The sequence below is a fragment of the Tenacibaculum holothuriorum genome (assembly GCF_002120225.1).
Classification (GTDB): domain Bacteria; phylum Bacteroidota; class Bacteroidia; order Flavobacteriales; family Flavobacteriaceae; genus Polaribacter; species Polaribacter holothuriorum.
In genome coordinates this window covers 72726-95064 of sequence record NZ_LAPZ01000002.1, presented here as the reverse complement: position 1 = coordinate 95064, position 22339 = coordinate 72726, and the positions used below count along the sequence as shown (strand labels likewise).

Annotated in this window: 19 protein-coding genes and 2 tRNA genes; 8 read left to right on the top strand and 13 right to left on the bottom strand. The window is 32.0% G+C overall.

Going from position 1 to position 22339, the window contains the following annotated elements; genetic code table 11:
• Nucleotides 1-30: 30 nt before the first annotated feature.
• The 4 genes from bioD to WH52_RS03195 form a co-directional block, all read right to left on the bottom strand.
• On the bottom strand, nt 31-642 hold the full coding sequence (gene bioD, locus WH52_RS03210; protein WP_086029497.1) for a dethiobiotin synthase: 612 nt from the start codon (nt 640-642) through the stop codon (nt 31-33).
• A 73-nt stretch (nt 643-715) separates the two neighbouring features.
• A complete protein-coding gene (locus tag WH52_RS03205; RefSeq protein ID WP_086029496.1) occupies nt 716-1852 on the bottom strand; it encodes an aminotransferase class I/II-fold pyridoxal phosphate-dependent enzyme in 1137 nt (378 codons plus the stop codon).
• Between the two features lie 44 nt (nt 1853-1896).
• Nucleotides 1897-1970, bottom strand: a tRNA-Asn gene (locus WH52_RS03200).
• A gap of 67 nt (nt 1971-2037) precedes the next feature.
• Nucleotides 2038-2111: transfer RNA gene (locus WH52_RS03195), tRNA-Asn, on the bottom strand.
• A gap of 284 nt (nt 2112-2395) precedes the next feature.
• On the opposite strand from WH52_RS03195, the gene WH52_RS03190 reads away from it, so the two are divergent.
• From WH52_RS03190 to WH52_RS03170, 5 genes are all read left to right on the top strand, one after another.
• Nucleotides 2396-5119 carry a 2-oxoglutarate dehydrogenase E1 component gene (locus WH52_RS03190; protein WP_086029495.1) on the top strand — a complete coding sequence of 908 codons (2724 nt, stop codon included), beginning with the start codon at nt 2396-2398 and terminating at the stop codon, nt 5117-5119.
• Between the two features lie 39 nt (nt 5120-5158).
• The gene (gene odhB / locus WH52_RS03185) at nt 5159-6367 is read left to right on the top strand and encodes a 2-oxoglutarate dehydrogenase complex dihydrolipoyllysine-residue succinyltransferase (RefSeq protein WP_086029494.1); all 1209 of its coding nucleotides are present in this window, start codon (nt 5159-5161) and stop codon (nt 6365-6367) included.
• 120 nt (nt 6368-6487) lie between these two features.
• Nucleotides 6488-7144, top strand: coding sequence for a hypothetical protein (locus tag WH52_RS03180; protein ID WP_086029493.1), 657 nt, complete (start codon nt 6488-6490; stop codon nt 7142-7144).
• Between the two features lie 90 nt (nt 7145-7234).
• The gene (locus WH52_RS03175; RefSeq protein ID WP_086029492.1) at nt 7235-7606 is read left to right on the top strand and encodes a DUF2200 domain-containing protein; all 372 of its coding nucleotides are present in this window, start codon (nt 7235-7237) and stop codon (nt 7604-7606) included.
• A gap of 11 nt (nt 7607-7617) precedes the next feature.
• A complete protein-coding gene (locus tag WH52_RS03170; protein ID WP_086029491.1) occupies nt 7618-7989 on the top strand; it encodes a VOC family protein in 372 nt (123 codons plus the stop codon).
• 60 nt (nt 7990-8049) lie between these two features.
• Here the strand turns inward: WH52_RS03170 and WH52_RS03165 are convergent, their stop codons facing one another.
• A complete protein-coding gene (locus tag WH52_RS03165; RefSeq protein ID WP_086029877.1) occupies nt 8050-8763 on the bottom strand; it encodes a DUF547 domain-containing protein in 714 nt (237 codons plus the stop codon).
• A gap of 183 nt (nt 8764-8946) precedes the next feature.
• Between WH52_RS03165 and WH52_RS03160 the strand changes: the two genes are divergently transcribed.
• Nucleotides 8947-11364 carry a helix-turn-helix domain-containing protein gene (locus WH52_RS03160; protein WP_086029490.1) on the top strand — a complete coding sequence of 806 codons (2418 nt, stop codon included), beginning with the start codon at nt 8947-8949 and terminating at the stop codon, nt 11362-11364.
• A gap of 49 nt (nt 11365-11413) precedes the next feature.
• Here WH52_RS03160 and sufD read toward each other — a convergent pair whose 3' ends face one another.
• From sufD to WH52_RS03120, 8 genes are all read right to left on the bottom strand, one after another.
• Nucleotides 11414-12727, bottom strand: a complete 1314-nt coding sequence (gene sufD / locus WH52_RS03155; RefSeq protein ID WP_086029489.1) for a Fe-S cluster assembly protein SufD — start codon at nt 12725-12727, stop codon at nt 11414-11416.
• A 29-nt stretch (nt 12728-12756) separates the two neighbouring features.
• Nucleotides 12757-13509 (bottom strand): Fe-S cluster assembly ATPase SufC, encoded by a 753-nt coding sequence (gene sufC, locus WH52_RS03150; RefSeq protein WP_086029488.1) that lies wholly within the window; start codon nt 13507-13509, stop codon nt 12757-12759.
• Between the two features lie 25 nt (nt 13510-13534).
• Nucleotides 13535-14983, bottom strand: a complete 1449-nt coding sequence (gene sufB / locus WH52_RS03145) for a Fe-S cluster assembly protein SufB (RefSeq protein WP_086029487.1) — start codon at nt 14981-14983, stop codon at nt 13535-13537.
• A 35-nt stretch (nt 14984-15018) separates the two neighbouring features.
• Entirely contained in the window at nt 15019-15348 is a 330-nt protein-coding gene (locus tag WH52_RS03140) for a HesB/IscA family protein (RefSeq protein ID WP_086029486.1), read from the bottom strand.
• 146 nt (nt 15349-15494) lie between these two features.
• Entirely contained in the window at nt 15495-16559 is a 1065-nt protein-coding gene (locus WH52_RS03135) for a cytochrome-c peroxidase (protein WP_086029485.1), read from the bottom strand.
• A gap of 1 nt (nt 16560) precedes the next feature.
• A complete protein-coding gene (locus WH52_RS03130; protein ID WP_086029484.1) occupies nt 16561-17349 on the bottom strand; it encodes an MbnP family protein in 789 nt (262 codons plus the stop codon).
• Nucleotides 17350-18669, bottom strand: coding sequence for a hypothetical protein (locus WH52_RS03125; RefSeq protein ID WP_086029483.1), 1320 nt, complete (start codon nt 18667-18669; stop codon nt 17350-17352).
• A 3-nt stretch (nt 18670-18672) separates the two neighbouring features.
• Entirely contained in the window at nt 18673-20163 is a 1491-nt protein-coding gene (locus WH52_RS03120; protein ID WP_086029482.1) for a choice-of-anchor B family protein, read from the bottom strand.
• Between the two features lie 95 nt (nt 20164-20258).
• Here WH52_RS03120 and thiL point away from each other — a divergent pair, with 95 nt between their 5' ends.
• A complete protein-coding gene (thiL, locus tag WH52_RS03115) occupies nt 20259-21305 on the top strand; it encodes a thiamine-phosphate kinase (protein WP_086029481.1) in 1047 nt (348 codons plus the stop codon).
• A 102-nt stretch (nt 21306-21407) separates the two neighbouring features.
• Nucleotides 21408-22220 carry a hypothetical protein gene (locus WH52_RS03110; RefSeq protein WP_086029480.1) on the top strand — a complete coding sequence of 271 codons (813 nt, stop codon included), beginning with the start codon at nt 21408-21410 and terminating at the stop codon, nt 22218-22220.
• The last annotated feature ends 119 nt before the right edge of the window (nt 22221-22339 follow it).

The window sequence follows — 22339 nt, the reverse complement described above, 5'->3', positions numbered from 1 at the left end:
TCGTCATTCCTAATCAAGTTCAGGGTGACGTTATAATTTACTTCTAAACTTTTCAGCATATTCTTTAATCACATTCTGATCAAAATATGGTTCTTCATCTATTCGTCCAATAACTGGAACGTTAGTCATTTTTTTAATAATAGCTTCTGTTGTAGGATGTTCATTTCCAGAAAAAAGTATAGAAACATCAAAACCTCTTTCTTTTAAATAATTTACTGTTAATAGCGTATGATTAATGCTTCCTAAATAATGGCGAGAAACTACGATAATTTTATATTCAGGTTTTAGAATGTCTAGTAAAGTGTTTTCGTTGTTTAAAGGAACAAGTAATCCACCAGCACCTTCAATAACCAAATTGTTTACGGTTGAGGGTTCTTTGATTTGATTGATGTCTATGGTAATTCCATCAATTTCTGCCGAAGCGTGTGGACTCATAGGTGTATTTAATGCGTATGAGTTCGGGTGAAAAACTGATTTTTTATTCGAAATCAATTTTTCTACTTTATGTGTGTCTGAATATGCTAAATCTCCAGACTGAATTGGTTTCCAGTAATCGGCTTCTAAAGCTTCAGTTATAATAGCGGAAGCTACAGTTTTACCAACTTCTGTTGAGATTCCTGTGATAAAATATTTTTTTTTCATTGTCATTACGAGGAGCATTGCGACGAAATAATCTTTTTACAGAGATTGCTTTACTTCGTTCGCAATGATGAGTTTAATTCACAAATGTAGCAAGATGTTCTAAAACAGCAGTAATTTCTTCTTTAGAATTGTAGGAGTGTAAGCAAAAACGTAAACGCTCTTGATTTTGAGAAACAGTTGGAGATAAAATAGGTTTTACGTTAAATCCTTTTTTTTGTAGTTCTTTAGCAATGTTTTTTACTTTTTTATTTCCTGGAATAATACAACAATGTATAGCAGAATTGCTAGATATAAAATCAAGTTCTAAGCGTTTAACTTCTGAAAGAAAGTGAGATATGTTTTGTTGTAGAGTACTTATTTTGTTTTTTCCTTCAGAACTTTCTAAGAAATTATATGAAGTTTTTATAGTAGCTATTGAGTGCGGTGAAAGCCCTGTAGTATAAATAAAACTACGAGCAAAGTTAGTAAGGTAGTTTGTTAGTTGTTTACTTCCTAAAATAGCTGCTCCATGACAACCCAAACCTTTTCCGAAAGTTATAATACGTGCAAAAACCTCTTCTTCTAAATTAAGTTTTTGTACTAGTCCATAATTAAAAATGCCTAAAGCATGAGCCTCATCAATTATTAGATATGCATTGGTGTGTTTTTTAGTGATTTGAGAAATTGTAGCCAAGTCTGGAGAGTCACCATCCATAGAAAAGACAGATTCGGTTACAACATAAATATTAGTATTTTCATGTTGAACTCGTTTTAACATCTCGTCAAGATGTTCTAGACTATTATGTTTGAATTTAAAAGATTTAGCATTCGAAAGTTGAATACCATCTCTAATAGAGGCATGAATTAACTCATCATACAAAATAATATCTCCACGTTGAGGTACTGATGAAAAAAAACCAACATTAGCGTCGTAACCTGAATTAAAAATTAACGAAGCTTCAGATTTATGAATCGTATTTAAAAGTTGTTCGGTTTCTTCGTATAATGAATGATTTCCAGATAACAGACGAGATCCAGTAGCGCCATTTTGCTTTAAGTTGTTTTTGGTTAAAAATAAATGTGTACGCTCGAAAATAGTTTCACTTCCAGAAAAGCCTAAATAGTCATTAGAAGAAAAATCAATTAAACCTTTTTTGTTGTCTAAAGATCTTAAAGCATCTTGCTCAATACGTTTTGTGAGCTTTTGTTGAAGTTTATTTGGAAATTTCATTAGTACAAAAATAAAAAAGACTTACGAAATGTAAGTCTTTTTTGCTCCCCCTCTTGGGCTCGAACCAAGGACCCTCTGATTAACAGTCAGATGCTCTAACCAACTGAGCTAAGGAGGAATGTTCATTTAGAACAAATATATGTATGTTGTAGAAATTATCGGCTTCTACGTTGCCTTTAATTTTGCTCCCCCTCTTGGGCTCGAACCAAGGACCCTCTGATTAACAGTCAGATGCTCTAACCAACTGAGCTAAGGAGGAATTTAAAACAGTAGTTGTTTTAAAATGCGAGTGCAAATTTAAGCAGTTTTTTAATATCTGCAAATTATTTTTCAAGAAAAAACAAAGAGTTTTGTCATTTAATTTATTTTCAAAGAGTTAAAATTTCATCTTTTTTGAGTTTAAGGGAGTTTTTTTGTTTATAATTAGTTGAGAAGAATAAAAAAACATGCTCTTTTTTATAGTTATTTAGTCACTTTGTTTTTCTTAAAAGTTGTATTTTTGTCGGTATTATTTAGCACAGATACAAAGTATTCAAAATATATATGGACAAGTTTTCGTTCTTAAATGCAGTACACACGGAGTTTATAGGTGATTTGTATGAGCAATATCAAAGAAACCCCGATGCAGTAGAACCAAGTTGGAGAAGCTTTTTTCAAGGGTATGATTTAGCCAATGAAAATTATTCGCTTACCGAAGAAGATGAAATAGAAATTCCAGAAGAAGTTCGTAAAGAATTTTTAGTAATAGACTTAATAAATGGTTACAGAACTCGTGGTCATTTATTTACTAAAACAAACCCAGTTAGAGAGCGAAGAAAGTATACGCCTACGCTTGATATTGAGAATTTTGGGTTGTCTACAAATGACTTAGGAACCGTTTTTAACGCAGGAGATATTTTAGGAATAGGAGCGAGAACTCTATCTGAAATTATTTCACACTTAAAAGCAATTTATTGTGACTCTATAGGTGTAGAGTACATGTATCTTCGTAATCCAGAAGAGATTAAATGGTGGCAAAATCGTTTGAACGATAATGATAACCACCCGAAGTACGATATTGAAGCAAAGAAGTACATTCTTACTAAGTTAAACCAAGCTTCAACTTTCGAGAGTTTTTTACAAACAAAATATGTAGGTCAAAAACGATTCTCTGTTGAAGGAGGAGAGACTTTAATCCCAGGTGTTAGTGTTGCATTACGTGATGCTGCTGAAAAATACGGAGTTGAAGAATGTGTGTTAGGAATGGCGCACCGTGGTCGTTTAAACACTTTAGTAAATATCTTCAAAAAACCAGTTCGTGATTTATTTAGCGAATTCGAGGGAAAGGATTTTGAAGATGAAACTATCGATGGTGATGTAAAATATCACTTAGGATTAACCTTAAGCAAAGAATACAAAGGCGGACAAAAGATGAAGATGAATTTGGTGCCAAATCCATCTCACTTAGAAACTGTTGCTGCAGTTGCTGAAGGAATTGTTCGTGCAAAAGTAGATTTAGACTACAATAACGATAACGGTAAGATTTTACCAATCGTCGTACATGGAGATGCTGCAATTGCGGGGCAAGGAATTGCATATGAAGTTGCTCAAATGATGACTTTAAACGGTTATAAAACAGGAGGAACAATTCATATAGTGGTAAATAACCAAGTTGGTTTTACAACCAATTATTTAGATGCTCGTTCGAGTACCTACTGTACTGATGTTGCTAAGGTGACTTTATCACCTGTATTACATGTAAATGCAGATGATGCAGAAGCTGTTTGTCATGCAATGGAAATGGCTGTTGAGTACAGAACTAAGTTTAAGAAAGATATTTATATCGATTTATTAGGATATCGTAAATACGGGCACAACGAAGGTGATGAACCACGTTTTACACAGCCTAAATTATATAAAGCTATTTCTAAGCATAAGAATGCTAAAGAAATTTATGCTGCTAAATTAGTAGAAGAAGGAAGTATTTCTGCCGATTACGTAAAGCAAATTACTGATGAATTTAAAGCTCATTTAGAAACTGAATTTGCAGAATCTAAAAAGAAAACTACTTCTAAGATTCAAGAATTTATGCCAGAAGTTTGGGATGGATTCATTCGTAAGCAGCTAGAAGATATGCTACAACCTGTAGATACTACCTATTCGGTTGACGCATTAAAAGATATTGCTAGAGTAATTTCTACAACTCCAACAGGGCATAAGTTTGTTCGTAAAGCAGAGCGTATTTTAAAAGGTCGTGAAAAAATGGTCTTTGAAGAGAATTCTTTAGACTGGGGTACAGCAGAAAATTTAGCTTACGGAACTTTATTAGAGGAAGGATATAACGTACGTATTTCTGGTGAAGATGTAGAAAGAGGAACTTTCTCTCACCGTCATGCAATTATGCGTGATGAAGAAACATTAGAACGTGTAAACCTATTAAACACTAATCCGAAGAATAAAGGGGAAATGACTATTTACAATTCTCATTTATCGGAGTATGGAGTTTTAGGTTTCGATTATGGTTACGCAATGGCAGCTCCAAATACATTAACTATTTGGGAAGCTCAATTTGGTGATTTTGCCAACGGAGCACAAATCATGTTCGATCAATATATTTCTTCTGCAGAAGATAAATGGAAGTTGCAAAACGGATTGGTAATGTTATTACCTCATGGTTATGAAGGTCAAGGGCCAGAGCACTCTTCAGCAAGAATAGAACGTTTCTTACAATCATCAGCAATTGATAACTGGACAATAGCAAACTGTTCTACACCAGCAAATATGTATCATATTTTGCGTCGTCAAATGAAACGTGATTTCAGAAAACCATTAGTGGTTTTCACTCCTAAGAGTTTATTACGTTTACCAAAAGCTGTAAATCCTATTGAAGATTTAGCCAACGGAACTTTCCAAGAAGTAATCGATGATACTATTGATACTTCAAAAGTAAAGAAAATGGTGTTCTGTACAGGTAAGTTCTACTACGATATGTTAGAAGAGCGTGAGCGTTTAGGAAGAGAAGATGTAGCATTAATTAGAATAGAACAATTATTCCCATTACATAATGACAAGATTAAAGAAGTAATGGATAGGTATCCGAATGTAGAGCGTTATGTTTGGGCTCAAGAGGAACCAAAAAATATGGGTTCTTGGGGATATATGTTAGAACGTTTTGAATTAGCAAGATTAGAATGTGCTTCGAGAGATTACAAATCGGCACCAGCAGCAGGTTCAAGTGCTCGTTATAAGCGTCGTCATCAAAGAGTATTAGATAAAGTATTCGATTAAAATTAAGAAAGAAAGTATTTCAGAATAAAAATAAAAAACATGAGTGTTTTAGAAATGAAAGTTCCTTCTCCGGGGGAATCAATTACAGAAGTAGAAATTGCAACTTGGTTAGTTGAAGATGGTGATTATGTTGAGAAAGATCAACCTATCGCTGAAGTTGATTCTGACAAAGCTACGTTAGAATTACCTGCGGAAGAAAGCGGAATTATCACTTTAAAAGCTGAAGAAGGTGATGCAGTAGCAGTAGGTGCTGTAGTATGTCATATTGATATGAGTGCTGCAAAACCAGAAGGTGGAGCTACGCCAAAAGAAGCTCCAAAAGCGGAGGAGAAAAAAGAAGCTCCAAAAGCAGAACCAGCAAAAGAAACGTATGCTACAGGAGCGGCATCTCCAGCAGCTAAGAAAATTTTAGCTGAAAAAGGAATCTCAGCTTCTGATGTTAAAGGAACTGGTAAAGATGGTCGTGTAACTAAAGAAGATGCTGTAAAAGCTGTTCCTTCAATGGGAACTCCAGGAATGGGATCTCGTGGAACTTCGCGTAAAAAGTTATCAATGTTACGTCGTAAGGTAGCAGAACGTTTAGTTTCTGTGAAGAACGATACAGCTATGTTAACTACATTTAACGAAGTTAATATGCAACCAATTTTTGATTTACGTAAAGAGTACAAAGAAGACTTTAAAGCTAAACACGGAGTAGGTTTAGGATTCATGTCTTTTTTTACAAAAGCTGTCGTTAGAGCTTTACAAATGTATCCAGCTGTAAACTCAATGATTGATGGTAAAGAAATGGTGTCTTTTGAGTTTCAAGATATATCTATTGCAGTTTCTGGGCCAAAAGGATTAATGGTTCCTGTAATTAGAAATGCTGAAAACTTAACGTTTAGAGGTGTTGAAAGCGAAGTAAAACGTTTAGCAATTAGAGCTCGTGAAGGTCAAATTACAGTAGATGAAATGACTGGTGGTACTTTTACAATTACTAATGGTGGTGTATTTGGTTCTATGTTATCAACACCAATTATTAACCCTCCACAAAGTGCAATTTTAGGAATGCATAATATTGTAAATCGTCCAATGGCGGTAAACGGAGAGGTAGTTATTCAACCAATAATGTACGTAGCTTTATCTTACGACCACAGAATTATTGATGGTAAAGAATCTGTTGGTTTCTTAGTAGCAGTTAAAGAAGCATTAGAAAACCCAGTAGAATTATTAATGGATAACAACCCTAAGAAAGCTTTAGAAATGTAAAGTTTTGTCTAGATAAAAATAGTAAGGTCATCATAATAGACTTTTAAAAATAAAAATCCTGCACAATATGTGCGGGATTTTTTCTAACTTAACTTTTGTAATAAAACACCTTTGTAAAATATGCCCCCAATAATTACAAAATGGCGAAAGGCTTTCTTAATTCTAATAATAATAGCGTCTTTAGCTGTTTTTTATTTCATAAAAGAAAGTGCAACAACTGAAATTGTTGTTTCAAAAATAGTTGTGTCTATCTTTTTTATGCTTTATTTTTTAGTAACATTAAAAAAGTCGAACTATTTATTAACCTTGAGTTTGTTGTTATTCTTTTTATCTACTATACTTTTTTCGTTGCAAAGTCAAAGTGTTATAGGAATGATTCTATTGCTTGTTTATAGGTTAACATTAATAAAGTTTGCTTTTAATAGAAAAGTGGATTGGAAGTTGTTTTTAACAGTGTTTGTAATTGCATCCTCAATAATATCGTTATTGTTTGTGCTTATTTTTAAGAATACGTTGTTCTATTACCTGTCAATATCTACGACTTTAGTTTTGGTAGGTTTAATTTCTTTAGCTTTTACCAATATAATAACACGAAGTTCTTCTAAAGATATTTTATTCTTTGTAGCTATTGCTCTTTTTGTTGTTTGTGATATGGTTTTTGGTGCAAAGAAAATTGAAAATGCAGACTATATTAATATAATAGTTGGTACAGCTTTATATTATATTAGTTTCTTTTTAATAGTGAAATCTCAAGAGTTAGAGTTTATCAAAGACTAGATTTATAACTCTTATAAACAAGGATTATTTTAATCTTCGAAAATTTAGTTTCCTAAATTTTGTAAATTGCTGTATTAATACTCATGCAAAATGGAAGTTACAGCCAAAAAAAATGAACAAGTTGCTAATATGATCTTTGGATCTATTTATCCTTATTATTTAAATAGAATAGAAAAAAACGATAGAACTAAAGAAGAATTAAATCAAGTTATTGAATGGTTAACAGGATATAATGCTGAAGAACTACAAGAATTCATAGATAATAAAACAACTTTTAGAGCTTTTTTTGAGGGAGCAACGATGCACGAAAATGCACACATGATAAAAGGAGTTGTTTGTGGATATAGAATTGAAAACATTGCTGATGAATTTGAAATTTACAAACAATGTAGGCAAATGGAAAAGTTAATAGATGAATTGGCTAAAGGAAGAAAAATGGAAAAGATTTTACGAACAGCATAAAATTAAAAAGGATGAAACTAGGAGCGTTTTCTATCAGTTTATCAGTAAAAAGTTTAGAGAAATCAAAAGAGTTTTACGAAACTTTAGGTTTTTCTGTTTTTGCAGGAAGTGAAGAAATGAATTATCTAATTATGAAAAACGAAAATTCACTCATAGGATTATTTCAAGGAATGTTTAAAAATAATATTTTAACCTTTAATCCAGGTTGGGATGAAAATGCTAGTAAGTTAGAAGAATTTGATGATGTTAGAGATATTCAAAAACATTTAAAATCGAATCATATTAAATTAGAAAGAGAAACTGATGAAGAAGATTCTGGTCCAGCAAGCATTGTGTTTTTTGACCCAGATGGAAATACGATTTTAATAGATCAGCACATATAAAATAAAGCGAAAAACATTATACATGCTTTTCGCTTCTGTAGGGAGGAATCTTAAGGGTTGTTATTTTTTATCGTTTAGGTGCCAATCATATTCTAAATATACAACTTCTGCATTGTCGTTAGCTTTTACATTAGAGTATTTATTAATGTAGTCTACCAATGTATTACTAGAAGTAAAGTCTTCTTGATACCATTCAAAAACTTTAGAAACTTCAACTTTATTTACTGTAATTTTATTTTTAGATGAATCGTTAATAAAATCTTTCATTAACATTTCTAATTTAGAGTTTACATTCTTTTCAGTAAAAGCATAATTAGGAAATTTAGGTCCAGATTTAGAAGCTGCATTAATTCCTACATGTATTCTTGGGTCATCATGCCATCTTCTTAAAATTTTATGTTCAATGAAATCTAAAGAATATTTTTTCTTTCCGATTTCAGCAAAAGGAATTTTCCAAGCATTTCTTCCTTTACGTTGTATGTCAGTAATCTTTTTTAACGGATAGCTATCTAGTACTAATTTAATAGTGTAGGCATTATAAGCGTTCATCCAAAAGGCTTTGGCTTTATTAGAAGACCAGTTTTTTCTAGGAACAGTTTTTTTTAGTTCATCTAAATAAATGTCTAAAAGCGCTCTGTTTTTTCTTAAACCTTTATAGTCAATATTTCCTTTGCTATCAACATATGTTTTTAATAAAGCGTCAAAAACTTTGTTTTGAGCCTGAAATTGAGTAGTAGCTAAAAAGAAAAATAAGAGAATAATAATTTTTCGCATAATTTTTAATTTAATAGGTGATGTTAGATTTTTATACACACTTTGACGATGAAATTAAGACGACATTACATAAAAGTGTTAAAAAAATATTTTTTGAGATATTAATAATTGGATTTGTAAATCACTATTTTTGATTGAAATCCTTACAGCTTCCTAGGAAAAGTGTAGTTTTTAGTTTGAAAAATGATAGAAAATAAAGAATTAGATTTAGCATACAGCTTTGTAGAAAAAACCGATAGAAATCTTTTTTTAACAGGAAAAGCTGGTACAGGAAAGACTACATTTTTAAGAAGATTAAAAGAAGAAAGTTTAAAAAGGTTAATAGTTGTAGCTCCAACTGGTGTTGCGGCAATTAATGCTAAAGGAGTTACTATCCATTCATTTTTTCAGTTGCCTTTTGGACCAATTTTACCCAATAATCAGACTCCATATTCAGATAGAATTGAACGAAAGTTTAGCAAAACTAAAATCGATATTATTAAATCACTTGATTTAGTAATTATTGATGAAATTAGTATGGTTCGTGCTGATGTGTTAGATGGAATTGATGAAGTACTTCGTCGCTATAAAGATAGAACAAAAGTATTTGGTGGAGCTCAAGTTTTAATGATTGGAGACGTACAACAACTTTCGCCTGTAATTCGACCAGATGAGTGGAGTATTTTAAGGAATCATTATCAAACGGTCTATTTTTTTAGTAGTAAAGCTTTTCAACAAGCGTATGTAGTTCCTGTTGAACTGAAACATATATACAGGCAAGAAAACGAAGAATTTATCACAATTTTAAATGAAGTTCGTACAAATACCTTGTCAGAAACTTCAGTAAATATTTTAAATAAACAATACCAACCCGATTTTGAACCACAATCTGAAGAAGGATACATCACATTAACAACTCACAATAGAAAAGCTGATGCGATAAATAAAAAAGAGTTAGATAAGTTAAAAACAAAATCACAGATTTATACAGCAGAAGTTTATAAAAATTTTGATGAGCGAAACTTTCCAAACGATGAAAATTTATTATTGAAAGTAGGAGCACAGGTAATGTTTATTAAAAATGATAGTGATGTTGAAAAAAGATATTATAACGGAAAAATAGGAGTCGTAACTGCTTTAGAAGAAGATAGTGTAATTGTAAGATGTGCCGATGATGATGTTATTGAAGTTAGTGTTGAAACATGGGAAAATATAAAGTACTCAATAGATAAAGAAACCCAAGAAATTGACGAAATTTTAGAAGGTTCGTACACACAAGTTCCTTTGCGTTTGGCTTGGGCAATTACCATTCATAAGAGCCAAGGATTAACGTTTGATAAGGCAATTATTGATGCTGAATCCTCTTTTGCTCATGGGCAAACTTACGTTGCTTTAAGTCGTTGTAAAACTTTAGATGGAATTGTACTTAAAACTCCAATTAAAGAAAGTAGTATTGTAAACGATATAACAGTAAATAATTTTAATAAGCATGTTGAGGAAAATGAACCGACAGAAAATGATTTAGAATCATCAAAAAAGCAATTTCAATTGAATTTAATAGCTGAGGTTTTTAATTATCACCCTTTTCTACAACCTGTAAAAAGATTAATTGATGTTTTTTATACAAACAGAACTTCATTACAAGGAAATATTATTGAGCCTTTAGAGATAATCAAAGACAAAGCAATTATTCCGTTGTTAAAAGTTGCGAATTCATTTAAAATTCAAATGCAAAATTTAGCAGAATCAATTGATAATCCAGAAGAAGAAATTGCAATTCAAGAACGATTTAATAAGGCGGTAACTTACTTTTTACAGCAAACCAATGAGCAAATCAAAATACCTCTTGATAATTTAAATTATACAACAGATAATAAACAAGTAAAAAAAGATTTTAAGAAACAATTAGATATCTTAGAAGAAAAATTAGCAGAAAAGTTATATGTCTTAAAGCATTTGCAAGATACTTTTTCTACTGAAAAATATTTAAAAGTTAGAGCTGAAGCAGTTTTACAGAAACCTACAAAAACAAAGAAGAGAACAGAAGTTACTTCAACACAACATGAAGAATTATTTGAGAATTTAAAAATGTTTAGAACAAGTGTTTCGAATTCTGAAAATATTCCGCCGTTTCAAATTTTTACTCAAAAAACTTTATTTGAATTATGTGAATTATTGCCAGAAGATAAATCGCAGTTAATAAAGATTAACGGAATGGGGAAAACACGTGTTAATAAATATGGGGATGAAATTTTAGAAATTATTAATGAATATGCAAGAAAGAACAATTTAAAATCTCAAATAGAAATTGTTGAGGTCGTCAAAGATAAACGAAATACGAAAGATATTACCTTCGATTTGTTCAAAGAAGGGTTGACTAAGGAAGAAATTGCAGAAAAAAGAGGCTTGGTAATCGGTACTATCGAAGGACATTTATCACATTTTGTAGAGAGAGGAGATATAAATATTCTCGAATTCTTTACAAAAAAGAAATTAGAAAAAGCAAGAAAAATTATTGCTGCTACAGGTTTCGATCAACTACCGAAAGTTAAAGAAATTGTAGAGAATGAATATTCGTGGGGTGAATTACGAATGATTGTAAATTGGATGAAGACTCAATAAAAAAACCACTCAATTTGAGTGGTTTTTGTTTTATATAAAACGGATTAGCTTATAAATCGAATCCGATATTGACACCAAGTTTATTGGCAATTAATTTATTAATACGCTTTTTTACTTCTGGTATTTTTACACTTTCTAAAACCGTATTGGCAAAAGCATACATTAATAACGCACGAGCTTCTTTTTTAGGAATACCACGCTGTTGCATGTAGAATAATGCTTGCTCATCTAACTGACCAATAGTACAACCATGAGAACATTTTACGTCATCAGCAAAAATCTCTAATTGTGGTTTCGCGTTAATGGTAGCTTTGTCACTAATTAAAACATTGTTGTTTTGTTGGTAAGCGTTTGTCTTTTGAGCTTCTTTTTCAACAACTACTTTTCCGTTGAAAACACCTGTAGAACGATCATTGAAAATACCTTTATAATCTTGATGACTTTCACAATTAGGTTCTATATGATGAACTAATGTGTAGTGATCTACCAATTGCTTTCCTTCAATAATTGTAATTCCTTTTAAAATAGAATTAATATGTTCTCCTTTTTGGTAGAAGTTTAAGTTGTTACGCGTAATATTTCCTCCAAATGAAAATGTATGAACTGAACAAGTACTTTCTTTCTGTTGTTCAATATATGTATTGTCAACTAAAGAAGCATTAATGTTATCATTTTGGATTTTATAATAATCTACTGTAGCGTGTGTATCTGTATAAATTTCAGTAACAACATTGGTTAATGCAGCATTGTCTGTTAAGCTTTGATGACGCTCAATAATTTGAACATGTGCATTACGCTCTACAACCACTAAGTTACGAGGTTGTAACATCGTTGCATTTTCTTTACCAGTTGTAAAGTTGATGATTTGAATTGGTTTCTCTACCTCAACATTTTTAGGGATATGAATAAAAGCTCCTTCTGTAGCAAAAGCGGTATTTAAAGAAGTCATATTATCTTGTTTAGCTACTTTGTTAAAGTAGTTTTCGATAATTGGCTTGTATTTAGCTTTTGTTAATGCGGCAGACATCAAACAAACATCCATTCCATCGTGTGTAGTTTCTGATAAAAAAGAACTGTATTTTCCGTCGATAAAAATAATTTTATAACTATCTATATCGTGAATGAAATATTTCTTTACATCAGCTAATTCTACTGCGGTATCATTATCTGGAAATAAACTATAGTCGTGTTTTAAAACTGAATTTAAAGACGTGTACTTCCAAGCTTCTAGTTTCTTAGAAGGAAAACCTAAGTCTTCAAAATTTTGAAGTGCTTTTGAGCGAATTTCATGAATATCAGAATTTGTATTCAAATCATTCTCAAAAGCAACATATGATGATAATATTTTCTCTTTTAACTCCATTCTTTCAATGTTTAGTTGTATTCAACTAATTATGAATTTACTTCTTCTTTAATCCAGTCGTAACCTTTCTTCTCTAATTCTAAAGCTAAAGAAGCATCGCCTGTTTTTACAATTTTACCATCGTGTAAAACATGTACATAATCTGGTACGATATAATCTAATAAACGTTGGTAGTGTGTAATTACTACTACAGCATTGTCTTCAGATTTTAATTTGTTTACACCATTAGCAACAATACGTAAGGCATCGATATCTAAACCAGAATCTGTTTCATCTAAGATAGCTAACTTAGGCTCTAACATTGCCATTTGGAAAATCTCGTTACGTTTTTTCTCTCCTCCAGAAAACCCTTCGTTTAATGAACGAGATAAAAACTTACGATCAATTTCTAATAATTCAGATTTTTCACGAATCTTTTTTAACATGTCTTTTGCAGGCATTTCTTCTAAGCCTTGCGCTTTGCGAGATTCGTTAATAGCTGTTTTTATAAAGTTGGTAACTGTTACACCAGGAATTTCAACAGGGTATTGAAATGATAAAAACACACCAGCATGTGCTCTTTCTTCTGGAGCTAATTCGCTAATATCTTCACCATCTAATTCAATAGAACCTTCAGTAACTTCATAATTCTCATTTCCTGCGATTACAGATGATAAAGTACTTTTACCAGCACCGTTAGGTCCCATAATTGCATGAACTTCACCTGGTTTAACTTCTAAGTTAATTCCTTTTAGAATGTCTTTATCTTCTACCTGTGCGTGTAAGTTTTCTATCTTAAGCATTGTCTTCTCTTTATAATTGATGCGTTTATCCTACGCTTCCTTCTAAACTAATTTCTAATAATTTTTGAGCTTCTACTGCGAACTCCATTGGTAACTTGTTTAATACTTCTTTGCTGAATCCGTTAACAATTAACGCAATTGCTTTTTCGGTATCAATACCTCTTTGGTTACAATAGAATAGTTGATCTTCTCCAATTTTACTTGTTGTAGCTTCGTGCTCTATTTGTGCTGATTTATTCTTTGCTTCTATATATGGAAAGGTATGTGCACCACATTCGTTACCCATTAATAGACTATCACACTGTGAAAAGTTACGAGCGTTTTCTGCTCTTGGACCAATTTGTACTAATCCACGGTAACTATTTTGTGATTTTCCAGCAGAAATACCTTTTGAAATAATGGTCGACTTAGTGTTCTTTCCTAAGTGAATCATTTTTGTACCAGTATCTGCTTGCTGATAGTTGTTAGTTACAGCAATAGAATAAAATTCTCCTACAGAGTTGTTTCCTTTTAACACACAACTTGGGTATTTCCAAGTTACTGCTGAACCTGTTTCAACTTGTGTCCAAGAAATTTTAGCGTTTGTTTCACATAAACCTCTTTTGGTTACAAAGTTGAAAACTCCACCTTTTCCTGAAGCATCTCCTGGAAACCAGTTTTGTACTGTTGAATATTTAATTTCAGCATCCTCCATAGCGATTAATTCTACTACAGCAGCGTGTAATTGATTTTCATCACGTTGAGGTGCAGTACATCCTTCTAAATAAGAAACATAACTGCTTTCGTCTGCAACTACTAGTGTTCTTTCAAATTGCCCAGTTCCTCCTTCGTTAATACGGAAGTAGGTAGATAATTCCATAGGACAACGAACTCCTTTTGGAATATAACAGAAAGATCCATCAGAAAATACTGCTGAATTTAATGCTGCATAAAAATTGTCTGTTGGTGGTACAACCGAACCAATATATTTCTTCACCAATTCTGGATGCTCTTGAATAGCCTCAGAAATTGGCATAAAAATAATTCCTTTTTCAGCTAAGGTTTCTTTAAATGTTGTTGCAACAGAAACAGAATCCATTACGATATCAACTGCTACATTAGCTAAACGTTTTTGCTCTTCTAAAGAAATTCCTAATTTTTCGAAAGTAGCTAACATTTCTGGATCTACTTCGTCTAAAGAATTTAATTTAGGCTTTTGTTTTGGAGCTGAGTAATATGAAATTGCTTGAAAATCTGGTTTTTCATAATTTACATTAGCCCACTCTGGCTCTTCCATTTGTTGCCAAATTCTAAAAGCTTCTAATCGCCATTCGGTCATCCATTCTGGCTCATTTTTCTTTTTAGAAATTGCACGAACGATATCTTCATTTAATCCCGCTGGGAATTTATCTGCTTCAATATCTGTATAAAAACCGTATTCGTATTCTTTGGTTTTTAATTCTTCTCTTAAATCGTCTTCGGTATACTTACTCATTAGTTTTCAGTAATCAATTATCTGTAAAAATAGTGTTATAGAGAGAAACTTTCTCCGCAACCGCAAGTTCTGTTTGCATTTGGGTTGTTAAAAACGAAACCTTTTCCGTTTAAACCTCCAGAATATTCTAGTGTAGTACCAACAAGGTATAAAAAGCTTTTTTTGTCAACAACAATTTTTACACCATTGTCTTCAAATATCTTATCATTTTCTTGTTGTTCTTTGTCAAAATTTAAATCGTATGATAAACCTGAACAACCTCCACTTTTAACACCAACGCGAACATAATCGGTAGTAGCATTAAAACCATCATCTGTCATTAATTCAACGACTTTCTTTTTAGCTGTGTCTGAAACTTTTATCATTATTAATATAGATTAAATCTAAATGGACTGCAAAGATAGTGACAAAATATGATTTTTATCATTTTTTCTGATGGATATCATTTATCAGTTCATAAAGAATGTTTATTAAACCGAAGTTTTAGACGTTACTTTTTATAAATCCTTAATTAGGGTTGTTGAAAATCGGAATTATTTATAAAATCATAATCGTTAAGAGTAAGTAGAAAAGCTTTTAAATCTGCCTTGTCTTTTGCGGTAAGTTTTACGCCTCCTTGATTGGCTTTTTTTATAAGAGGGTCTATAGTTGAAGAAACTCTTATTCCTTCGGAGTAATGATTGATAACTTCTTCTAAAGTAGCAAATCTTCCATCGTGCATATAAGGAGTTGTAAAAGATAAGTTTCGAATAGGTGGAGTTTTAAATTTTCCATTATCGGCAGGATCTCCAGTAATTTTTCCTAACCCTAAATCAGAAAAAGTTGCATCGAGTCCGTTATTGTGGAATTTATTATCTGTCCATAGCGGATTGTTATTACTACCATGGCAATGAAAACAATCGCCTCTAGCTTCATCCATAAAAACATTAAACCCGTTTTGTTCTTCAGGAGTAAGTTGTACTTCGTTACGAAGAAATTTATCGAATTTTGAATTTCCAGAGATTAAGGTGCGTTCGAATTGAGCCAATGCTTTGGTAACTAAATCTTGAGAAATTTTGTTGGTGTTGAAAGCTTTTTGAAATAAATCTAGGTATGTATTATCTTGCTGAAGTTTTTCGATAACAGTATTCCAATTGCTATGCATTTCAATTGGATTTTGAACAGGTTCTATGGCTTGTTTTTCTAATCCGAATTCTTTGCCATCCCAAGCAAATCGTTCATCAAAATTCCATGCTAAATTGAATAAGGGCATTGCATTTCGAGAACCAAATTTACCATTAACACCTTTACTAAATGGAGTTTCATCAGAAAATGCTTTTTTAGGATTATGGCAGCTTGCGCAAGATTGTGAATTGTCTTTAGATAATATTGTGTCGAAAAATAATTTTTTGCCTAAAGCAATTCCTTCTTCAGTTAAAGGATTGTTTGAAGGAATTACAGGTTTTATTAATTTGTCTTCAAATAGTTTAGGGATTTTTAATTTAGCAGGAACAGGTGTGTACTCTTCATGTTGATTGTCGTTTGAAGAACAAGAAGCTAAAACTAATAAGAAGATTATAAGTACACTTTTTTTCATTTTATTTATAGGTTACTTTACCTAAGCTAAAAACAGATTTTCCGTTTTCACTAATTAAAAGTTGCGCATTGTAATTAGGCATCAAAACGGTGTTTAGTTTATTTAAATCCCATGTGTTTGGATTTTCGAACCACTGGGCAATATTCATTTTTATTTCTATTTCTGCATCACCAGTTATGTTTACCTCACCTAAGTCAACTCGAAAAGAAGTGTCTTTTGTAATATTTGGTGTTACGGTTTTGTCGATAGCTCTTATCGCATGATAATTAAAAGGTTGTTCTTGATTGTTAGTATCTAAATATTTTCCATCGAATTGCATGTAGTGATATCCGCCACCTAACATTGCAGGAACGTTAAAGTTTGCAGAGTTTAGGTCTTGATAAATACCATCGTTATTTTCAAAATCAGAAAAACCAAAACGGAAACCTATTTTTTTTATACCAGTGAAAGCGAAAGTTTCAAGAGATAAGCCTTCTTTTTCTTTTAGATTAATAAAATTTCTCGTAACTCCAAAACCTAAAACGCCATCTGCTAAGCTTGTGTTAGAGAGATCAACAGGTAAAATAGTTATGTTAGAAACTACATATCGAAGACGCTCAATGCTGATTTTTTCACCATTTTTATTGGTGAATTTTATAGTGTTAAAATCTGATGCAGTTACAGGAGTTCCATTCCAATTATGTGTAAATTTTAATGTTATGTTTACTGACTGAGGAACTTCTTCTGTGTTTGAACTACAAGAAAAAAGTATAAATACTGTTGAAATTAATAAAAGTATGTTTCTTTTCATTTATTTAATTTTAATGATCAATGCGTCTGAAAATCCTTTGTTGTCATTAATGTCATTGTCATTACTGTAGCTTTCACCAATAGCAATGATATTTCCGTTATTTAGTTCTGTGGCGTCATAACAAAAGTCTATTTTACTACCACCTATTAATTTTTGCCACTCAAAAGTTCCGTTTGAAGTTAGTTTCAAAACCCAAGCATCGTTTTGTCCTTTATTATTGAAGCTACCACTATTGCTTCGAGAGCTTCCTGAAATTAACAATCCTTTATCTTGAGTTTCGGTTACTGATCGAGCAACATCGAAACTTTCTGCGCCAAACGATTTTTCCCAAAGAAGATTTCCGTCAGAATTAATTTTAATAATCCATAAATCAGCTCCACCATTATTTTTTGAAACATCTTTGTCTGAACTTCTAGTGTCACCTACGATTACAAAATTACCATCAGAGGTTTTCGTCATAGCTCTTGCTTCATCAATTTCACTTCCTCCAAACGATTTTTCCCAAAGTAAAGTTCCTTTGGAGTCAATTTTAATAACCCAAAAATCATACGATCCTTTGTTGTTTTTAATATCAACATCGCTACTGTCAGATGATCCTGCGATGATAAAATTTCCTTCTGAATCTTCAACAACTCCATTGGGAGTTTCGGTAAAAGTTCCTCCGTAATATCTACTCCATTCTTTATTACCTTGTGAATTGAGTTTGATCGCCCAAAAATCTCCACCAGCATGCCTTCTAGATGAACGGGAATTTCCTAAGCCACCAGAAGCTGATACATCTAAAACGCCAGTAATTAAAAAGCCGTTGTCTTTTGTTTTGGTTAAACGAGTTCCGTAATCGTTACCAGTATAACCAAATGATTTTTGCCAAAGTAAATTTCCGTTAGGAGTTATTTTTGCGACCCAATAATCTCTGTTTCCTGCGTTGTTGGTAACGTCATTATCACTACTTTCACTAAACCCTAAAACGACAAAGCTTCCGTCTGAAGTTTGCACAATGTCACTACCTCTATCATCTTTACTTCCACCAAAAGTTTTACTCCATTCTAAAATAGCATTTGAATTGTATTTAAGCACCCAAAAATCATATCCTTCATTGGACTTGTTTTTAATGTCAAAATCATTGCTTTGAGTATAGCCTACAATAGCAAATCCGCCATCGATAGTTTTGGTAATTGCTTGTGCAGATTCATTTTTAGAACCGCCAAGAGTTGTAATTTTGTCTATTTTTCCTTCAAAAGAGGCGTTGCCTAGAATCAATACTTCTTTACCACAAGAAAAAAAAAGAAGCGAAATAAGAATTAACCAAGCATACTTCATAGGTTATTTAAGAATAAGCTTTTTAGAAATTTGATTGTTTATTTTAAGAATGTATAAACCTTTTGCATTCTCTTGAATAGGTACAACGAAACGATTACTGTTTATATTTTGCTTGGAGTATATTCTTTTTCCTAAAATGTTAAACACATCTACAGATTGAATAAGTTTGTTGTTTGAAGCTGTTATGGTTGGATTACTTTCTGATGGATTTGGGAAAATTGAAAAAGCATTTTTGTCAATAACATTGTTTTCAGTACTTAAAGAACCGCTTTTTCGTACTATGAAAAGTCCTCTTTCAATATCATTAATAACAATATTACCACTAGCAAAGTATGGATAAACACTCCAAACACCATTAAATGCAGCTCCATCGTTGTCAGGGTACGTGTCAAGAAAGGCAATTTCGGTCATGGAATTTGTAGAGGCTGCTATGTTTTGAATGTCGAATATTCTTAAACCGGCACGATAACTTGCTAAGTAAAACTCATTTCCTTTTACATAACCATTATGATCTATAGCATTAGATGCTCCTAAGTAAGTTGATGATAACTTTGGGTTGTCTAAATCAGTAAAATCAAAAATTAATGTACGTGTATTTGTACCTATATCTTTTTCATCTAATTCATCACCTAACAGAAAGAATTTTTTATCTTCGGTAAACCAACCTTGATGCGTATATCCTAATTGATCGTAAGTTATATCAGCTATTTTTTTAATGTCATTTTTATCAGTAACATCTAAAATAGAAATTTTAGTTTCGTTGCTGCCAATATAAATTTCTTTTCCTGTGTAATCAGTATCAGGACCATCGTAAGTTACTACTTGTGCGTCGTGAGAATACCCTTCAGCAGCATAATGATTTATTTTGGTAGGATTTTTAGGATCGCTAATATCTACAAAAATAGGTCCGCCATTAAAAATTCTTGTTCCATTAGGTTGTTCGCAGCCTACTAAATATGCCACTCCTTTATCTTCGTTAATTACAATGTTATGGCAATTTCCTAAGTTATCGGTATTATAAATAGCATCTGCTGAAAAATTTACAGGAGGATTGGATACATTTCTAAGTTTAGTTAGATCAAACACCTGCATTCCGTGAGCGCCAACATTATCTGCTACAATAAAAGCATGATTTTGATACACCTTAACATCTCTCCAAACATTAGCGCCAGCATTTGTGTCTAATTTTCCTAAGTAAACAGGATTTATGGGGTCGCTTATGTCAACAAAAGCAGTACTGTTTGTGGTGCAAACCAAAGCATATTCTTTATTAGTGGTTGGGTCTGTCCATCCCCAAATGTCACTTCCTTCTGGTCCAGTTCCATTAGGGTTTAGCATAGAGTTCGCCATAGTAGCCACAGGAATATTAGCAAGAATATCGATGTTGTTACAAGGAAACTGACCAGCCATTCCATTTACACAAGGGGTTTGTGAAAAAGAGATGCTACTACAAAAAAGTAGACTTAAAAAGGCTAAAATGTACTTTTTTATCATGGTTTAAAGGGAATAAACATCAAAGTTACTATTTTGATTTTGTTTGTGTTATAAGAAAGCTGTTAAATTTGAGGTATTAGCTTTATCTTTGCCGCATGTTAGAAGATAAAAATCAAGAAAGAACGTCGTTAGCTGAACTAGGAGAGTTTGGTTTAATTAATCATTTAACAAAACATTTTAAACTGTATTCTAGTCAAACAGCTAAAGGGGTTGGAGATGATGCTGCAGTGATAGAAGCTTCAGAAAAACAAACTTTAGTTACTACTGATTTGTTGGTAGAAGGAGTTCATTTCGATTTAAGTTATATGCCATTAAAACATTTAGGTTATAAGGCTGTAATGGTGAACTTATCAGATGTATATGCAATGAATGGAGTTGCAAAACAAATTACAGTTTCTATTGCTGTTTCAAATCGTTTTCCACTAGAAGCTTTAGAAGAATTGTATGCTGGAATTCAGTTAGCATGTGATACGTATAAAGTAGACTTAATTGGAGGAGATACAACATCATCTACCAAAGGAATGTTAATCTCGGTTACGGCTTTAGGAAAAGCAAATAAAGAAGAAGTTGTGTATCGTAATGGAGCAAAACCTACCGATTTAATTGTGGTTTCTGGAGATTTAGGTGGCGCTTATTTAGGGCTTCAAGTTTTAGAAAGAGAAAAGCAGGTGTTTAAGGTGAATCCTCAAAGTCAACCAGATTTAGATCGATATACTTATATTATTGAACGACAATTAAAACCAGAAGCTAGAAAAGATATTCCAGAGTTATTAAAGGAATTAGAGGTAAAACCAACTTCTATGATTGATATTTCTGATGGATTGTCTTCTGAAATAATGCACATCTGTACGCAAAGTAAAGTAGGATGTAAGATTTATGAAGAAAAAATTCCGTTAGATCCTCAAGTAATTTCTACTTGCGAAGAATTTGAGATAGATTCAACAATGGTTGCTTTAAGTGGAGGAGAAGATTATGAATTGTTATTTACGGTTTCAATAAACGATTTTGATAAAATTAAAGGGAATCCGAATTTAACTGTAATTGGTCATATTACAGAAGAAAACGAAGGAATAAACCTAGTAACAAGGGCGAATCAAGAATTAGCTTTAAAAGCTCAAGGGTGGAATTCGTTTAATGAGTAAGCTCTTAAATAAATCATAAACAAATATTAAAAAGCATTTCTGAATTTCAGAAATGCTTTTTTGGTATAACTATTGTGTTTTTTGCGTAAACCAAAAATAGTTATGAAATATATTACAATGTTATTATTGTTGTTTTCTCTTGCAACAGTAAATGCACAGGGAAAACTAGAAAAAGCAAAAGAAAATTTATCAAGTCAAAGTAGTTCGGGAAATAACGAAAGCGGAACGAAACAAGTAAGAACTTCGTCCTCAAATTCCAATACTTCAAACAGCAGTTTTGAAAGCGCCTCTTTAATAGAAGCATTTGGAGAACTTATTTTTTGGAGTAGCTTAGGCGCAACATTCGGTAGAGCAAATGAAAGAAGCCTAACTCCTTATCCTTACTTTGATGATACTTCAGGAGAATATTCGAGAAATATTTTTGAGTCAAACAAAAAGTCGAGTTTTAAATTGGGTGTTAGTCATTTTTTAAATACAGTAAGAGGTTTTGAGTTTAGTGGAACTTACAAGTTTAAGCCTATTTTAGGAATAGAAGCATCTCATGTCCATTTCTATGAAAATAGATTAGCAAAACCAACAGATTTCTTCGATGTTACTTCGCTAATGGTAAATTATTATAGAGTTAGAGAAAAACATATTACACTTTGGTGGGGAATAGGAGCGTCTTATATAGCTAATGAAGTAAAAACACTTGGTTTTGCTTATAATTTAGGAACAGAAATTTATCCTGTAAAACCAATTAGCTTACATCTTTCGTGGAAACAAAGCCTGATAAATAATAGTAGTGTAGATGTTTTTAAAAGCAATATTAAATATCATTATAAAAAAGTTGCATTAGTTTTAGGATACGATCACTTTAACTTAGGAGGTGAGAAAAATGCAGGTGTGATGCTAGGTTTAGAATATTCTTTTTAATGTAAAATATTCATTATCAGAAAATGACTTTAAAAGGTTGTAGAATGTATAGTGAAGTAAGAAAGAATGGTATAAATATTGTATATTAGTCAAACGAAAAACAAGTATTAATCAACAAA

Coding starts and splice junctions, on each gene's coding strand:
- bioD (WP_086029497.1), bottom strand. CDS start 642: ATGAAAAAAAAATATTTTATCACAGGAATCTCAACAGAAGTTGGTAAA.
- WH52_RS03205 (WP_086029496.1), bottom strand. CDS start 1,852: ATGAAATTTCCAAATAAACTTCAACAAAAGCTCACAAAACGTATTGAG.
- WH52_RS03190 (WP_086029495.1), top strand. CDS start 2,396: ATGGACAAGTTTTCGTTCTTAAATGCAGTACACACGGAGTTTATAGGT.
- odhB (WP_086029494.1), top strand. CDS start 5,159: ATGAGTGTTTTAGAAATGAAAGTTCCTTCTCCGGGGGAATCAATTACA.
- WH52_RS03180 (WP_086029493.1), top strand. CDS start 6,488: ATGCCCCCAATAATTACAAAATGGCGAAAGGCTTTCTTAATTCTAATA.
- WH52_RS03175 (WP_086029492.1), top strand. CDS start 7,235: ATGGAAGTTACAGCCAAAAAAAATGAACAAGTTGCTAATATGATCTTT.
- WH52_RS03170 (WP_086029491.1), top strand. CDS start 7,618: ATGAAACTAGGAGCGTTTTCTATCAGTTTATCAGTAAAAAGTTTAGAG.
- WH52_RS03165 (WP_086029877.1), bottom strand. CDS start 8,763: ATGCGAAAAATTATTATTCTCTTATTTTTCTTTTTAGCTACTACTCAA.
- WH52_RS03160 (WP_086029490.1), top strand. CDS start 8,947: ATGATAGAAAATAAAGAATTAGATTTAGCATACAGCTTTGTAGAAAAA.
- sufD (WP_086029489.1), bottom strand. CDS start 12,727: ATGGAGTTAAAAGAGAAAATATTATCATCATATGTTGCTTTTGAGAAT.
- sufC (WP_086029488.1), bottom strand. CDS start 13,509: ATGCTTAAGATAGAAAACTTACACGCACAGGTAGAAGATAAAGACATT.
- sufB (WP_086029487.1), bottom strand. CDS start 14,983: ATGAGTAAGTATACCGAAGACGATTTAAGAGAAGAATTAAAAACCAAA.
- WH52_RS03140 (WP_086029486.1), bottom strand. CDS start 15,348: ATGATAAAAGTTTCAGACACAGCTAAAAAGAAAGTCGTTGAATTAATG.
- WH52_RS03135 (WP_086029485.1), bottom strand. CDS start 16,559: ATGAAAAAAAGTGTACTTATAATCTTCTTATTAGTTTTAGCTTCTTGT.
- WH52_RS03130 (WP_086029484.1), bottom strand. CDS start 17,349: ATGAAAAGAAACATACTTTTATTAATTTCAACAGTATTTATACTTTTT.
- WH52_RS03125 (WP_086029483.1), bottom strand. CDS start 18,669: ATGAAGTATGCTTGGTTAATTCTTATTTCGCTTCTTTTTTTTTCTTGT.
- WH52_RS03120 (WP_086029482.1), bottom strand. CDS start 20,163: ATGATAAAAAAGTACATTTTAGCCTTTTTAAGTCTACTTTTTTGTAGT.
- thiL (WP_086029481.1), top strand. CDS start 20,259: ATGTTAGAAGATAAAAATCAAGAAAGAACGTCGTTAGCTGAACTAGGA.
- WH52_RS03110 (WP_086029480.1), top strand. CDS start 21,408: ATGAAATATATTACAATGTTATTATTGTTGTTTTCTCTTGCAACAGTA.